Source organism: Streptomyces sp. NPDC020489, from assembly GCF_044386545.1.
Classification (GTDB): Bacteria; Actinomycetota; Actinomycetes; order Streptomycetales; family Streptomycetaceae; genus Streptomyces.
Window position 1 is genome coordinate 592,636 of the sequence record NZ_JBIRUZ010000005.1, and the last position, 14,594, is coordinate 607,229.

12 protein-coding genes are annotated in these 14,594 nt (G+C 73.6%); 6 read left to right on the forward strand and 6 right to left on the reverse strand.

Annotation, left to right across the window (positions count from 1 at the left end; translation table 11 throughout):
• Positions 1-5 precede the first annotated feature (5 nt).
• Together ACH41F_RS16630 and ACH41F_RS16635 are read right to left on the reverse strand one after the other, a co-directional pair.
• Entirely contained in the window at positions 6-749 is a 744-nt protein-coding gene (locus tag ACH41F_RS16630) for an aquaporin (RefSeq protein WP_398836204.1), read from the reverse strand.
• 27 nt (positions 750-776) lie between these two features.
• Positions 777-1,091 (reverse strand): metalloregulator ArsR/SmtB family transcription factor, encoded by a 315-nt coding sequence (locus tag ACH41F_RS16635; protein WP_391230737.1) that lies wholly within the window; start codon positions 1,089-1,091, stop codon positions 777-779.
• 59 nt (positions 1,092-1,150) lie between these two features.
• Here ACH41F_RS16635 and ACH41F_RS16640 point away from each other — a divergent pair, with 59 nt between their 5' ends.
• Entirely contained in the window at positions 1,151-1,576 is a 426-nt protein-coding gene (locus ACH41F_RS16640) for an arsenate reductase ArsC (protein ID WP_398836207.1), read from the forward strand.
• A 14-nt stretch (positions 1,577-1,590) separates the two neighbouring features.
• On the opposite strand, the gene ACH41F_RS16645 is transcribed toward ACH41F_RS16640, so the two are convergent.
• A complete protein-coding gene (locus ACH41F_RS16645) occupies positions 1,591-2,520 on the reverse strand; it encodes a LysR family transcriptional regulator (RefSeq protein WP_398836210.1) in 930 nt (309 codons plus the stop codon).
• A 113-nt stretch (positions 2,521-2,633) separates the two neighbouring features.
• Here ACH41F_RS16645 and ACH41F_RS16650 point away from each other — a divergent pair, with 113 nt between their 5' ends.
• On the forward strand, positions 2,634-3,836 hold the full coding sequence (locus ACH41F_RS16650) for an MFS transporter (protein WP_398836213.1): 1,203 nt from the start codon (positions 2,634-2,636) through the stop codon (positions 3,834-3,836).
• Between the two features lie 180 nt (positions 3,837-4,016).
• Here ACH41F_RS16650 and ACH41F_RS16655 read toward each other — a convergent pair whose 3' ends face one another.
• Entirely contained in the window at positions 4,017-5,246 is a 1,230-nt protein-coding gene (locus ACH41F_RS16655) for a PP2C family protein-serine/threonine phosphatase (protein ID WP_398836216.1), read from the reverse strand.
• A 132-nt stretch (positions 5,247-5,378) separates the two neighbouring features.
• On the opposite strand from ACH41F_RS16655, the gene ACH41F_RS16660 reads away from it, so the two are divergent.
• The 4 genes from ACH41F_RS16660 (at position 5,379) to ACH41F_RS16675 (ending at position 12,828) form a co-directional block, all read left to right on the forward strand.
• A complete protein-coding gene (locus ACH41F_RS16660) occupies positions 5,379-6,485 on the forward strand; it encodes a serine hydrolase domain-containing protein (protein ID WP_398836219.1) in 1,107 nt (368 codons plus the stop codon).
• A gap of 190 nt (positions 6,486-6,675) precedes the next feature.
• Complete coding sequence (locus ACH41F_RS16665) at positions 6,676-9,135, forward strand: SpoIIE family protein phosphatase (protein ID WP_398836221.1); 2,460 nt, start codon at positions 6,676-6,678, stop codon at positions 9,133-9,135.
• A gap of 72 nt (positions 9,136-9,207) precedes the next feature.
• Entirely contained in the window at positions 9,208-11,886 is a 2,679-nt protein-coding gene (locus tag ACH41F_RS16670) for a SpoIIE family protein phosphatase (protein WP_391230730.1), read from the forward strand.
• A 141-nt stretch (positions 11,887-12,027) separates the two neighbouring features.
• Positions 12,028-12,828 carry a chitosanase gene (locus ACH41F_RS16675; protein WP_391231521.1) on the forward strand — a complete coding sequence of 267 codons (801 nt, stop codon included), beginning with the start codon at positions 12,028-12,030 and terminating at the stop codon, positions 12,826-12,828.
• Positions 12,829-12,853: 25 nt separating this feature from the next.
• Here the strand turns inward: ACH41F_RS16675 and ACH41F_RS16680 are convergent, their stop codons facing one another.
• Both ACH41F_RS16680 and ACH41F_RS16685 read right to left on the reverse strand, forming a co-directional pair.
• The gene (locus ACH41F_RS16680; protein WP_398836224.1) at positions 12,854-13,852 is read right to left on the reverse strand and encodes a CU044_5270 family protein; all 999 of its coding nucleotides are present in this window, start codon (positions 13,850-13,852) and stop codon (positions 12,854-12,856) included.
• On the reverse strand, positions 13,845-14,495 hold the full coding sequence (locus ACH41F_RS16685; protein ID WP_398836227.1) for an RNA polymerase sigma factor: 651 nt from the start codon (positions 14,493-14,495) through the stop codon (positions 13,845-13,847). Before ACH41F_RS16685 ends, ACH41F_RS16680 begins: the two co-directional genes overlap by 8 nt.
• Between the last annotated feature and the right edge of the window lie 99 nt (positions 14,496-14,594).

The following is a 14,594-nucleotide window of genomic DNA, read 5'->3' on the forward strand; positions in this document are numbered from 1 at the left end:
GGCGGCTACCGGGCGGCGCGGCCACGGCCGAAGACGACGGCGGCCAGTGCCAGTCCGGCCATCGCTCCGAGGAGCTGGGCGCCGACGAACCCCGGCACCGAGCCCGGCGCGATGCCCGCGAACGTGTCGGTGAAGGCGCGGCCGAGGGTCACCGCGGGGTTGGCGAAGGACGTCGACGAGGTGAACCAGTAGGCCGCGCCGATGTACGAGGCCACCGCGACCGGTGCGAGGCGGAGGCGGTCGGTGCGGGCGAGGCCGAAGATCAGCAGGATCAGGCCGGCGGTGGCCACCACCTCGCCCAGCAGCAGGTGGCCGGCCGAGCGTTCGTGGGTGGACCAGCGCACCAACGGCTCGCCGAACATCGCGTCCGCCAGCACCGCGCCCGCGATCGCGCCGATCGCCTGGGCGGTGACGTACACCGCGACCTCGCGCGCCGAGAGGCCGCCGCCGTCCCGTCGTGCCGTCCACCACTCGGCCAGGGTGACCACCGGGTTGAAGTGGGCCCCGGACACCGGGCCGAACAGCAGGATCAGGACACCCAGGCCGAAGACGGTGGCCAGGGAGTTGGCGAGGAGCTGGACACCGACGTCCCGGGTCAGTTCGGTCGCCTGGACGCCGGAGCCGACCACCACGGCGACCAGTGCCGCGGTGCCGACCAGTTCGGCCGTCGCACGGGCGGTCAGGGGTGCAGGCCGGGGGATGGCGGGCAGGTCCGGCCGCGGGACGCGCGACGCATCGGTGACGGTCAACGGGACTCCTCCGAGAGGTCTCACGGATCAGGGACAGGACCGCTTGACGTTGTCCGCGGCGGTGGCGCGCGCGGTCTGGGCCAGTTCGGCGAACTGCCCCGCGAGCAGGGCGATGACCTCCGGCCTGAGCCGGTAGTACGTGAAGCGGCCGCACGGTTCCGTCTCCACCACACCCGCCTCCCTCAGCACCTTCAGATGGTTGGAGAGGTTGGTCTGTCTCGCCCCGGTCTCCTCGATCAGGTGCGTGGTGCAGAGCGTCTCCCGCGCGAGCAGGGTGACGATCCGCAGGCGCAGCGGGTCGGCCAGCACCCGCATCAGATCAGTGTCGACTGACGTCAGCATGGACTGATACTTTCACATCACTCCGCGCCGACACCCACCTCGCCCCAAGGGACCCCCTCATGCCTGCCGACCCGCTCGCCTCCGTGCTGTTCGTCTGCGTCCACAACGCCGGCCGCTCCCAGATGGCCGCGGGCTTCCTCCGCCATCTCGCCGGCGACCGGATCGAGGTCCGCTCCGCCGGCTCCGTCCCGGGCGACCGGGTCAACCCGGCGGCGGTCGAGGCCATGCGCGAGGTCGGCGTCGACATCTCCGCGGCCGAGCCGAGGATCCTCACCCCCGAGGCCGTCCAGGCGTCCGACTACGTCATCACCATGGGCTGCGGCGACGCCTGCCCCGTCTTCCCCGGCAGGACGTACCTGGACTGGGCCCTGGAGGACCCCGCGGGCAAGGGCGTCGAGGCCGTCCGCCCGATCCGGGACGAGATCAGGACCCGGGTCGAGGCCCTGATCGCCGAGATCGACGCCCGGCCGGGGGCCGCTCTCTGACGGCACCGGTCCTCTCACCACGCCCAGTGCGGCGTCCAGCTCCCCGCTCCGACGGGGCCGCGCCGCGCGGCGTCGAGATGCCCGCGCAGTGCCCTGAGGGCGGGGTGGGGATTGTCGGACCGCCACAGCAGTGAGTGCGGGTAGACGGGGGTCGGGTCGCGCAGCGCGATGCGGCGCAGGTCCTGGTCGGCGGGCCAGACCATGCGGGTCTGTTCGCCGACCAGCGTGGCCAGGTGCGGGGAGTCGGCGATCGTGTCCAGGAGCGGGTCGATGCCGAAGTCGGGGCCCGTCGCCTCGATGGTGAGGCCGAAGGCGGTGGCGAGTTCGTCGTAGTACGCCGCCCATTCGGTACCGGCGACGAGACCCGGCATCCAGATCCGGTACCCGGCGAGCCGCGCGGGGGTGACCTCGCGGGCCGTGGCCAGGGCGTGGCGCGGTCCCGTCAGCAGCTGGACGGGCTCGTCGTGCACCCGGGCCGCCGTGATGCCGTCGGGCAGCTGCCGGGCGGGGACGGTGACGGCGCGGAAGGACGCGTCGATCGTCCCGTGGCGCACGGCGGCCAGCGCCTCCTCGGCGTCGAACAGGGTGACCACGTCGAGTTCGACCTCGGGATGGGCCCGGTGGAAGTCGCGCAGCAGGGCGGCGGGACCGAGGCGGCGGCCGATCACGTCCACGCGCAGGGCGCGGGAGCCGGGGCGCACGGAGGCCAGCGCGCGTTCCGCGGCGTCGAGGAGTGCCCGGGCGTGGGGCAGGAACGCCTGCCCGTCGATGGTGAGCCGCACTCCGCGCGCGGTGCGCGTGAACAGCCGTACGGCGAGTTCCCGTTCCAGCGCGGCGACCCGCTTGGAGACCGCCTGCTGGGTGACCGACAGGGCCGTGGCGGCGTCCTGGAGCCGCCCCGTCTCCGCGGCCGTCACGAACGTCCGCACGGCGTCGAGGTCCATGGCCGCCATCCTAGAGACACAACCACCCGTTGTGGCCGATCCACCCGGGGTTGTTTGATCTGCGGATCCGTCGACCGCTTGGATGTCCGGGGGTTCACGAGAGAGGCGGCGGCATGGGACGGTCCTTCGGGTGGTTGTGGGCGGCGTACTCGGTGAGCGCGCTCGGCACCGCGCTGGCCCTCAACGCCTTCCCGCTCGTCGCGGTCCTGGTCCTGCATGCCGGTCCGGCGGAGGTGTCGGCCCTGGCGGCCGCCGGGCTCGCGGTCGGGGCGGTGGTGGCGGTCCCGCTCGGCCCGTGGGTGGAGTTCCGCCGCAAACGGCCGGTGATGATGGCCATGGACCTGGCCCGGTTCGCCCTGCTGCTCAGCGTCCCGGTGGCGTACGCGTTCGACCGACTGAGCTTCGTACAACTCCTGGTTGTGTCGGTGCTCGTCGCCGCAGCCGACATCACCTTCACCTCCGCGTCCGGCGCCTGCCTCAAGGGCCTGCTGCCCCACCGCGATCTATTGGTCGCGAACGCGCGGTTCGAGGCCACGATGTGGACCACCACCATGGTCGGACCGCCCCTCGGCGGCGCCGCCATCGGCCTGTTCGGCCCCGTGGTGACCATCGCCGCCGACGCCGTCAGCTACCTGCTGTCGGCGGTGGGGATCCGCGCCATGGGCGGCCACCAGGAGAGTCGCCCGGCACGCCCCGACCCCGGCACCCGTCTCAAGGCCCGCGACCTGCTCGACGGCTGGCGCTTCATCCTCACCCACCCGGTACTGCGACCGCTGTTCCTCAACGCCCTCCTCGTCAACGGCCTCATCATGGTGGGCGCCCCCCTGCTCTCCGTCCTGATGCTGGGCCCGCTGCACTTCGCGCCCTGGCAGTTCAGCCTCGCCTTCGCCGTGCCGTGCGTCGGCGGCCTGATCGGCTCCCGCCTCTCGCGGCGGCTCGTCGCCCGGTACGGACCGCACAAGGTCCTGGTCACCGCCGGGACCCTGCGCGCCTGCTGGCCGCTCGGCCTGGCCTTCATCGGCCCCGGCGTCCCCGGGCTGCTGCTCGTGATGGTGATCGAACTCGGGCTCATCACCTGCATCGGCGTCTTCAACCCGGTGCTGGCCACCCTCCGGCTCGAACACACCCCGACCGACCGTCTCGCCCGCACCCTGTCCGCCTGGTCCATCAGCAGCAAACTCACCATCGCCGCCCTGACCGCCCTGTGGGGCCTGCTCGCCACCCTCACCACGCCCCGCGCCGCCCTCACCGCGGCCGGCCTCCTGCTCCTCGCCACACCCGCCCTGCTCGGCAGGCGCGCACTGCCGCCCGACTGACCCGACGGCGAACCGGAGCGGGGCGGCTCGGGGGGCCACAAGGTCGCGGAGCCTCAAGGCCGCGGGGCCCCAAGACCGCGGGGCCCCAAGGCGGCGGGGCCCCAAGACGGCGGCCCCTCAACCCCGGGGCCCTCAAGCCCGCCACCCCGCCACCCGACCGGCTCCCGGCTCCCGGCCCCCTCACAGTCGTACGACGATCAGAGCCGTGTCGTCCGTCGCCCCCGCCGGCGGCAGCAGCTCCCCCAGGACCGCGTCGACCAAGGTCTCCGGATCGTGGTCGCGGTGCCGGGCGAGGGAGTCCGCGAGGCGTTCGAGGCCCGACTCGATGTCCTCGCCGCGGCGTTCCACCAGGCCGTCGGTGTAGAGCACGAGGGTGGCGCCGTCGGTGAAGGCGGTCGTCGCCTGCGGCCGGGGGACGGGGTCGGGGCTGGCGTCCAGCGGCGGGTCCGTCGCGCCGTCGAGGAACTCGACCGTGCCGTCCGGGTGGACCAGGGCGGGCGGGAGGTGACCGGCGCTGCTGTAGGTGATGGTGCGGGCGGCGAAGTCGATGAAGGTGATGACCACCGTGGCGGACTCCGCGCCCGCGACCACGCGCGCGTACCGGCCCAGGACGTCCAGGGCCTGCGCCGGACCGTCGGCCACCCGCGACGCGGCGCTCAGCGCGCTGCGCAGCTGGCCCATCGCGCAGGCCGCCGCCAGCCCGTGGCCGACGACGTCGCCGACCGCGACGCCGATGCAGTCGCCGTCGACCAGGTCGACGAGGTCGTACCAGTCGCCACACACGTTCAGCGCCCCGATCGCGGGCCGGTAGCGGACGGCGGCGCGGTGGGGTCCCTTGAGGCGCGGGGTGGGCAGCATCGCCTCCTGGAGCGCCAGCGCGACCTCCCGCTCGCGGGCGTGGGCCCGTCTCAGACGCTCGTTGACCTCCTGCAACTCCCGCGCGCGCAGGTACAGTTCGGCCTCCAGCGCCCGGGCCCGGGTGCCGATGGGGCCGCCGCGGTCGCGGATGAACTCGGTGACCTCCTCCACCCGGTGCACCACGAGGGCGACCTCGCCGTCGGGACCGGGCACCGCGGCGTTGACCGGGCTCCAGTAGTGCTCCTCCCAGCGGCCCGGCCGCTCCAGGGACTGCACGTCGTAGCGCTGCACGGCCATGGTGTCGCGCTCGCCCGTGGCGAGGACCCGTTGGAGGGAGGCGGCCAGGTTGCGCATGCCGGTGGCGGCGGGGTCGTCGGGGTTGTCCGGGAAGACGTCGAACAGGTAGTGGCCGACGAGCTGCTCACGGCTGCGGCCGGACATGCGGACGAACTGCTCGTTGACGTCCGCGTAGACCAGCTCCGGGGTCAGCAGCGCCACCATGCCCGGCAGCGCCTGGAACACCGCCGCGTAGTCGATCTCCGGATCTGTCATGGCTCTGCCGCCTCACTGCCGGTATCGCATCACTTCCCACGATATGAGCCCTGGGGCCCCGCCGTGCCTCACCGCTCCGGCCCGCGTAAATCCGGTTGCCCGCGCCCCTTCCCGCGGGGCTAGATTCCGCGCATGGCAGACATCCGGGGTTCGTACGACGATCTGTTCACCGCCGTGCCGAACGCGCTGGCCGGCTTCCTGGACGCGGGGGACGTCGGCGGTTCGGCGGCGGTCTTCCTGGACGGCGAGCCGGTGGTCGACGTGTGGGGCGGCTTCACGGACACGGGCCGCACCACCGCGTGGGAGCGCGACACCGTCACCAACGTCTGGTCGGTGACCAAGACCATGACGGCACTGTCCGCCCTGCTCCTCGCGGACCGCGGCGACCTCGACCTGGACGCGCCGGTCGCCCGGTACTGGCCGGAGTTCGCCGCGGCGGGCAAGGACAAGGTGCTCGTACGGCACCTGCTGTCCCACACCGCCGGTCTGCCGGACTTCGACGGGCCGGTCGAGGAGCTGTACGACTGGCCGGCGGTCACGGCTCGGCTGGCCGCGCTGCCGCCGCAGTGGGAGCCGGGGACGGCGGCGGGCTACCACTCCCTCACCCAGGGCTTCCTCGTCGGGGAGGTCCTGCGCCGGATCACGGGCCGACCGCCCGGTGCGTTCTTCGCCGAGGAGGTGGCCGGACCGCTCGGCGCCGACTTCCATGTGGGGCTGCCCGCCGAGTACGACCACCGTGTCGCCCTCGCGGTTCCCCCGCCCGGCCGGGACGAGGACTACGTCGCCGGAGCGGCCGACCAGGACCAGGCGCCCTCCGCCACGACCGCGATCCGCGTCCGGGACGGCAACGGTGTCGCCTGGCGCCGCGCGCAGATCCCCGCCGCGAGCGGCTTCGGCAACGCCCGCTCCGTCGCCCTCGTCCAGTCGGTGACGGCCTGCGCCGGAACGGTGGGCGGGGTGCGCCTGCTGTCCCCCGCCGGGTGCGCGCGGGCCTGGGAGGAGCAGTACAGCGGCGAGGACCGCGTCCTGGGCATGCCGGTGAGCTGGGGCCTGGGCTACGGCCGCTTCGGAACCACCTACGGGTGGGGCGGATGGGGCGGGTCTCTCGTGATGATCGACCCGGCGGCCCGCATGACGGTGGCCTACGTGACGAACCAGATGCGCGAGCCGGGCGCCGACCATCGCGGTCTGGAGGTGGTGATGGCCGCGTACGAGGGGATGCAGGGGTGGCGCGGCTGAGGTGAGGGCGGACAGAGGGGCTGGGGGCGGCGCGCGAGGGCGGGGGCGCGCAAGAGGCGGGGCGCGCAAGACGCGGGTCGCGCGAGGGCGGGAGCACACCACACCCCCGTCCACCCGGATGCGCCGCCCACCCCTCGTGGCGCATTCTTGCTGTGTCGCCTGTGGGGCGGCGTGAGGACGAGGCAGGCCGATGACTGGGAGCGGCGAGGACACGCACCGGGCGCCGGGACGGCTGGCCGCGCTGCTGATCGACGCCTCGACGGAGGCGATCAGCGCCGCCGGGGGTCACGCCGGTGGCATCTACCTGCGTTCGAGCACCTCCGGCATGCTCCGCCTCGCCGTCCTGGCCGGACTCCCGGGGCCGTTGTTCCGGCCCTGGTGGCGCCTGCACGCCGACCGTCCCTTCCCGGTCGCCGACGCCTACCGCCTCGGACGGCAGGTCGTGCTGCCGAACGCGACCGAGACGATGCGCTGCTACCCCCAGTTCGCGGCCGGACTGCCGTTCCAGTTCGGGTCGCTCTACGTGCCGGTCGTAGGCGAGTCCACGACCTTCGGGGTGCTGATCGTGCTGCGCCCGGCCGCCGCGGACGCCGACGAGGTGCTGGCCGAGCGGGAGCGAGTCGCGGGGGTGGCCGCCGCGCTGGCCCGGCGCCTGGAGGAGCTGCGGGACGCCGGCCCGGTCGTGTGGGACACCGAGCCCCTGTGCGTGCGACCGCCCGCCGCGCACCCGTCGACGGGACGGCTCGGCCGTTTCGCCTGGGACCCGGCGACCGGCGTGGTGACGGCGGACGCGCATCTGCACGCCCTGCTGGGCGTGGCGCCCGCGCAGTTCGACGGCACCGTGGAGGCGCTGGCGCGGGCCGTGGCCCCCGGCGACGCGCAGCGCGTGCTGACCGCGCTGCGGGAGGCCGCCGCGAGCACGCCGTCGCTGCCGCTGTACGTGCGGGTCGCGGACGGGGGGCTGCGGCTCATGGAGTTCTGGACCCCGGAGGCCTCCCCGGCCGGGTCGGGCGCGCGGCCCGTGAGGGGTTTCGTGCTCGACCCCGGTCCCGGCTCCGCGGCCGACGCCGCCGCCGACCTGCTGCCGGAGGGCGTGTTCTGCCTGGACCGGCTCGGGCTGGTCGCCTACGCCAATCCGCGGGCGGCCCAGCTGCTGCACCGGCCGCGGGACGTCCTCCTGGGCCGCCCGCTGTGGGAGGTCGTGCCCTGGCTGAACCAGCCCGACGTCGAGGACCACCTGCGCGGCGCCCTGCTCTCCCCCGACCCGGTGCATCTGCATGTGCGGCGGCCGCCCGACCTGGACCCCGCCTACGAGGGCGACTGGCTCGCGCTGTCGGTCTATCCCGGCCCGGACGTGCTGACCTGCACGGTGCAGCCGACCAGCCGGGTGCCGGAGCCGACGGCGGACCCGGCAGCCGACGGGGCCGGTACGTCGTCGCTGGCACCGCTGTACCGGCCGATCGTCCTGGCGATCGCGCTGACGGAGGCGGTCACCGCGCGGCAGGTGTCCGCGGTGGTGATGAAGGAGCTGCTGCCCGTGTTCGGCGGGCGCCGGCTGGCGATCTACCTGCTCCAGGACCGCCATCTGTACCTGGCGTGGGAGTCCGGTTTCCCACCGGGCTTCCTCGCCCCGTTCGACGGTGTGGGGCTGGACGAGCATCTCCCGGGCGTCGAGACCCTCACCACCGGCCGGCCCCTGTTCTTCGACTCGATGCAGCAGCTGACCGACGCCTACCCGGGGATCCCGCTGGACGCGGCGGAGGGGGCCCGTGCCTTCCTGCCGCTGATCGCCTCCGGTCGGCCGGTCGGCTCCTGCATCCTCGGCTTCGACCGCCCCCGCCCGTTCAGCGGCGAGGAGCGGTCGGTGCTCACCGCGCTGGCCGGACTGATCGCCCACGCGATGGCGAAGGCGCAGCGCTACGAGAGCGAGGCCGCGCTCGCCCGTGGTCTGCAACAGGCGCTGCTGCCCCGGCGGCTGACCCAGCATCCGCTGGTGGAGACCGCGGGCCGCTATCTGCCCGGCACCCAGGGAATGGAGGTGGGCGGGGACTGGTACGACGTCGTCGAGGCGGGCGACGGTCTGGCGCTGGTCATCGGAGACGTGCAGGGGCACGGTGTGCAGGCCGCCGCGACGATGGGCCAGCTGCGCAGCGCCGTCAGGGCGTTCGCGTTGGGCGACCACCCTCCCGACGAGGTGATGAGCGGCACCAACCATCTCCTCATCGACCTCGATCCCGGCCAGTTCGCCAGCTGCTGCTACATCCGTCTGGACCCGGTCACCGGGCTCGCCCGGGTGGCCCGCGCCGGGCACCCCCCGCCGCTGCTGCGCAACGCCGACGGCAGCACCCGTGTGCTCGACGTGCCCGGCGGCGTGGTGCTCGGCGTGGACCCGGGCGCCCGCTACCCGGTCACGACGGTCCGGATCGAGCCCGGCGCGGTCCTCGCGCTGTACACCGACGGGCTGGTCGAGCGGCCCGGGGTGGACATCGACGACGGGATCAGCGCGCTGCGTGTCGCCCTCGCCCGGGCCGGCGCCCCCAGGGCCCGGCTGGCGGGTGTGGCCGACTGGCTCACGGCGGCGGCCCGGCACGCCGCCGACCGGCCGGACGACATCGCCCTGTTGCTCGCCACGCGCCGTAGACAGCGCTGAGGTGACGTGTCCGACGTATCACAGTGTGTGACGCCTCTCGCCTCACGCGGCCGTGCAGTGTAGACATGGCACATGGCCCGACTCTCGCAGCGTGACGCAGGCCGGGCGCGGCGCGGGCGGGTCGCCGAGGTGCGGTCGACCTTGGGCTGGCGCAGTGTCGCCGGGCAGGTCTTCCTCTCGCAGGTCGTGATCGTGCTGCTGCTGGTCGTCGCCGCGGTGGTGGCGCTGGTGCTCCAGGTGCGGCACGACAGCACGACCGAGGCCCGCAACCGCTCGGTCGCCGTCGCCGAGGCGTTCGCCAACGCGCCGGGCACCCGTGAGGCGCTGAGCGCCCCCGATCCCACGGCCGTCCTCCAGCCCCGGGCCGAGGCGGCGCGCAAGGCGACCGGGGTGGACTTCATCGTGGTCCTCGGCACCGACGGGATCCGCTACACGCATCCCAAGCCGGACCGGATCGGCAAGAAGTTCGTCGGCACGCTGGCTCCCGCGCTGGCGGGGCAGGTGGTGACGGAGGAGATCGACGGGACCATCGGCCGGCTGGTGCAGGCCGTCGTGCCGATCAGGGGGGCCGACGGGAAGGTCGTGGGGCTGGTGTCGGCCGGCATCACCACGGAGCACGTGGGCGGCACCGCCGACGAGCAGATGCCGCTCCTGCTGGCCGCGGCCGCCGGCGGCCTCGCCCTGGCCACGGCGGGCACGGCACTGGTCAGCAGACGGCTGCGGCGCCAGACGCACGGCCTGGGTCCGCACGAGATGACCCGGATGTACGAACACCACGACGCCGTGCTGCACGCCGTCCGCGAGGGCGTGATCATCGTCAGCGGCGAGGGCCGGCTGCTGCTCGCCAACGACGAGGCGCAACGGCTGCTGCATCTGCCCGCCGACGCCGAGGGCCGGCACGTCCTGGAGCTCGGCCTGCCGGCGGACGCCGCGGACCTGCTGGCCTCCGGCCGGGTCGCCACGGACGAGGTGCATCTGGTGGGCGACCGGCTGCTGGCCGTCAACCAGCGCCTGACGGACCTGGAGGGCGGCCCGGCCGGCAGCGTGGCGACGCTGCGCGACTCGACCGAGCTGCGCGCCCTGTCCGGCCGCGCGGAGACGGCGCGGGAACGCCTGAACATGCTGTACGACGCCGGTGTGGGCATCGGCACCAGCCTGGACGTGACGCGCACGGCCGAGGAGTTGGCGGAGCTGGCCGTGCCGCGGTTCGCGGACTTCGTCACCGTCGACCTGTTCGACGCGGTGCTCAGCGGCGGCCAGCCGGAGGCGGGCACCGATCTGCGGCGTACGGCGTTCGGCGGCATCCGCAAGGACGCGCCGCTGTACGCGGTGGGCGAGCGGATGCGGCTCGTCGCGTCCTCCCCGCAGTTCCGTTCGCTGCACTCCGGCCAGGCGGTCCTCGAGGCGCGGCTGGCCGAGGCCCCGGGCTGGCGCGCCCAGGACCTCGAACGCACCGCGCAGATCCTGGAGTTCGGCATCCACTCGCTGATCGCGGTGCCGCTGCGGGCCGGAGCGCTGGTGCTGGGTGTGGTCAACTTCTGGCGCTCCGAGAAGCCGCAGCCGTTCGACGCCGACGAACTCGCCCTGGCGGAGGAGCTGGTGGCCCGGGCCGCGGTGTCCATCGACAACGCCCGCCGCTACACCCGCGAGCACACCATGGCGGTGACGCTCCAGCGCAGCCTGCTGCCGCGCAACCTGCCGGAGCAGAACGCCCTGGACATCGCCTACCGCTATCTGCCCGCGCAGGCCGGGGTGGGCGGCGACTGGTTCGACGTGCTGCCGCTGTCAGGTGCCCGGGTGGCGCTCGTCGTCGGTGACGTCGTCGGGCACGGCCTGTACGCGGCGGCCACGATGGGCCGGCTGCGCACGGCGGTCCACAACTTCGCCGCGCTCGACCTGCCGCCCGACGAACTCCTCGCGCTGCTGGACGAGTTGGTCGGCCGGATCGACCAGGACGAGACGCCGGACGGCGACAGCGCCCCGGTGACCGGCGCGACGTGTCTGTACGCCGTGTACGACCCCGTCACCCGGCGCTGCACGGTCGCCCGTGCGGGCCATCCGCCGCCGGCCGTGATCCGCCCCGACGGCACGGTGGAGTTCCCCGACGTGCCCGCCGGTCCCCCGCTGGGACTGGGTGGTCTGCCGTTCGAGACGGCCGATCTCGACCTGGCCGAGGGCAGCCGTCTCGTGCTGTACACGGACGGGCTGGTCGAGGACCGGGAGCGGGACATCGACGTCGGGCTGGAGCTGTTGCGGACCGCGCTGGCACGGGCCGGCGACTCGCCGGAGGACACCTGCCGGGCGGTGCTCGACGCACGGCTCACCTCGCGGGCGACCGACGACATCGCGCTGATCGTGGCCCGCACCCGGGCGCTCGGCGCCGACCAGGTCGCCGAGTGGGAGGTGCCCTCGGACCCGGCGGCCGTGGGGCGGGTCCGTGCCGACGTCTCGCGGCAGCTGGCCCTGTGGGGGCTGGAGGAACTGGAGTTCACCACCGAGCTGGTGCTGAGCGAGCTGGTGACCAACGCGATCCGCTACGGCGGTGAGCCCATCCGCGTGCGGGTGCTGCGCGATCGCAGCCTGATCTGCGAGGTGTTCGACGGCAGCAGCACCTCGCCCCATCTGCGTTACGCGGCGATGACGGATGAGGGCGGCCGCGGTCTGTTCCTGGTGGCGCAGCTCGCCGAGCGCTGGGGGACGCGGTACACGCCGGAGGGCAAGGTCATCTGGGCGGAGCAGCCGCTGCCGTAGCAGCGGCTGCTTGTTCATAGGTACGAACCTTTGACGCAACGGGTTCTCATTGTGTCGCGGCTCTGATAGTAAACCTTCCTATCAGTTCGCGTACGGCCAACTCCCCACCCCCCACCTCCTTTTGGAGCCGCCGTGAAACACATGTCCCGCCGCGCCCTGCTCGGCCTGCTCGGCGCGTCCGCCGTCACCGCCCCCCTGCTCACCCCCGCCTCCGCCACCGCCCGCACCAACGCGGTCGGACTCGACGACCCGGCGAAGAAGGAGATCGCCATGCAGCTGGTGTCGAGCGCGGAGAACTCCTCGCTCGACTGGAAGGCCCAGTACAGGTACATCGAGGACATCGGCGACGGTCGCGGCTACACCGCCGGCATCATCGGCTTCTGCTCAGGCACCGGCGACATGCTCGACCTCGTCGAGCTGTACACCGCCCGCCGACCCGGCAACGTCCTCGCCCCCTACCTCCCCGCACTGCGCCGGGTCGACGGCACCGACTCCCACTCCGGCCTCGACCCGAACTTCCCCCGGGACTGGCGCCGGGCCGCCCAGGACCCGGCCTTCCAGCAGGCCCAGAACGACGAGCGCGACCGCGTCTACTTCGGCCCGGCCGTACGGCAGGGCAAGGCGGACGGGGTGCGGGTCCTCGGCCAGTTCGCCTACTACGACGCCATCGTCATGCACGGCGACGGCAGCGACCCGACCAGCTTCCGCAACATCCGCGGGCGCGCCCTGAACCGGGCCCGGCCCCCGGCCCAGGGCGGCGACGAGGTCACCTGGCTGCACGCCTTCCTGGACGCGCGGGTGTGGGCCATGAAACAGGAGGAGGCCCACAGCGACACCAGCCGCGTCGACACCGCCCAGCGGGTCTTCCTGCGCGCGGGCAACCTCGACCTCAACCCGCCGCTGGACTGGAAGGTGTACGGGGACAGCTACCACATCGGCTGACCGCCCCCGGGCACCGCGGTCCCGGTCACGGGCGCTGACCGATGCGGTCCACGACGCCCAACCGCTCCCGGGCACGCAGTTCGTGGTACCGGTCGCGATGCTTGAACTTGCCGTCGACCAGGTCCGCGGTGCTCCCCTTCAACCGCAGCCCCAGATAGGTGTAGTCGGTCGCGTCGAAGAGGAACGCGAAGTCGAACTCCGGGTAGGAGACGGCCACCGCCTTGCGGCCGAGGCCGTCCACCGCCTCGCGATCGATCCGGATGCCGGGGATCCGGGCGACCGCCTCGAAGGTGGCCGCCTCCAGCCCGGGCGGCATGATCCGCGGGACCACGAAGAGCTGGACGGCGTTGACGAACGCCATCCTGTCGATCTTGTCCTGGCCCATCGGCGCCACGTGGACCTCGTCCGACCCCACCGTCGCCTCCGCCGACCTGCCGCCGGGGCCCAGGCCCATGCGCAGCGTGTCCAGGAGCCTGTCCGGGTCCGTCGGCCACTCAGCCAGCTTGGCGTACTCGGTCGGCGGCCACCTGACCTCGTGCCTGCCGAGCGGCGGATCGCGGTGGACCTTGCCGTACTCCTGGCGCCTGGAGGGCTTGGAACCGTCCACGGACATCCAGCTCTCGTCCGTCCAGGTCCTGCGCCTGCCGCCGTTCACATAGGTCCGGGCGACGAACATCTTGGTGTACACGTACTGGTCGTCGCGCGGAACCGGCGTCCCGGCGCTGTCGGCACGGGATCGCGCCGCGGCCTTGTGCAGCAGCTCGGCCGCGCTCAGCGTCGCGATCCGCGGAGCGTCCGTGCCTCCGCCATCGCCGTGCCGGCCGGTGACGACCACGCCACCGGCGACCGCCGCCGTGGCGGTCCCGGCCACCGCGACCCTGATCATCAGGCGCCGCGACAGCGCGCCCGGGCGGCCGTCCCGGACGATGGCGCGCCGCAGCCGGGCGCGGGCGGCGGTCCGGGCGTCGTCGGTGAGCGGGGCCACGTCGGCCTCGAACTCGCGCACCACGGTGAGGTCATCCACGATCGGTCTCCTCGTTCTGCTCGTGAAGGGCGGTGGGGTCCACCCCGCCCAGTGCGGCGCGCAGCCTGGTCCGCGCCCGGTTGAGCCGTGAGCGCACCGTGCCCACGGGGATGCCGAGGGCCTCCGCGGCCTCGGCGTAGTCCAGATCGCCCCAGGCGATCACCAGCAACACGTCCCGGTACCGCGCGGGCAACTTCGCCAGGGCACCGGCCAGTTGGGCACGGGTGTGCTCGGCACCGACGCGTGCCACGACCCGGTCGGCGAGCGCCTCGCCGTCATCACCGCCCGTGGAGGCGACGCGCGAGAACGCCCTCAACCGCCGTGCCTCGGACCGCCGGTGCTGGCCGACGAGGTTGGTGGCGATCCCGTAGAGCCACGGGCGCGCCCGCGGCCGCGACAGGTCGTAGCGGCGGCGCTGCTGGAACGCGACGACGAACGTCTCGGCCATCAGATCGTCGGCGACCTCGGCGCCGAGCCGCCGTGCCACATAGCGGTGGATGTCGTCGGCGTACCGGCGGAAGAGGATCTCGAAGGCATCGGGCTCCTCCCACGACCGCTCGACGACCGAGGCGTCGGACGGGACGTCGTCGCGGGGGACGACGTCGGGGCGGTCTTCGACGCACGGATCGCCTGTCGATTGCATGCGGTTCCCTCGGAGTACGGGCATGGTCGACAGCTGTTGGCCGATGGCCGCGAACGAGTTCCCGTCCGGCATGAGAGAGTGCTCGCAGAGCCTGCCCGG

What these genes read in the sequence shown, in the direction of transcription:
- ACH41F_RS16635 (WP_391230737.1), bottom strand. Translation starts at nt 1,091, where the DNA reads ATGCTGACGTCAGTCGACACTGATCTGATGCGGGTGCTGGCCGACCCG.
- ACH41F_RS16640 (WP_398836207.1), top strand. Translation starts at nt 1,151, where the DNA reads ATGCCTGCCGACCCGCTCGCCTCCGTGCTGTTCGTCTGCGTCCACAAC.
- ACH41F_RS16645 (WP_398836210.1), bottom strand. Translation starts at nt 2,520, where the DNA reads ATGGACCTCGACGCCGTGCGGACGTTCGTGACGGCCGCGGAGACGGGG.
- ACH41F_RS16650 (WP_398836213.1), top strand. Translation starts at nt 2,634, where the DNA reads ATGGGACGGTCCTTCGGGTGGTTGTGGGCGGCGTACTCGGTGAGCGCG.
- ACH41F_RS16655 (WP_398836216.1), bottom strand. Translation starts at nt 5,246, where the DNA reads ATGACAGATCCGGAGATCGACTACGCGGCGGTGTTCCAGGCGCTGCCG.
- ACH41F_RS16660 (WP_398836219.1), top strand. Translation starts at nt 5,379, where the DNA reads ATGGCAGACATCCGGGGTTCGTACGACGATCTGTTCACCGCCGTGCCG.
- ACH41F_RS16665 (WP_398836221.1), top strand. Translation starts at nt 6,676, where the DNA reads ATGACTGGGAGCGGCGAGGACACGCACCGGGCGCCGGGACGGCTGGCC.
- ACH41F_RS16670 (WP_391230730.1), top strand. Translation starts at nt 9,208, where the DNA reads ATGGCCCGACTCTCGCAGCGTGACGCAGGCCGGGCGCGGCGCGGGCGG.
- ACH41F_RS16675 (WP_391231521.1), top strand. Translation starts at nt 12,028, where the DNA reads ATGTCCCGCCGCGCCCTGCTCGGCCTGCTCGGCGCGTCCGCCGTCACC.
- ACH41F_RS16685 (WP_398836227.1), bottom strand. Translation starts at nt 14,495, where the DNA reads ATGCAATCGACAGGCGATCCGTGCGTCGAAGACCGCCCCGACGTCGTC.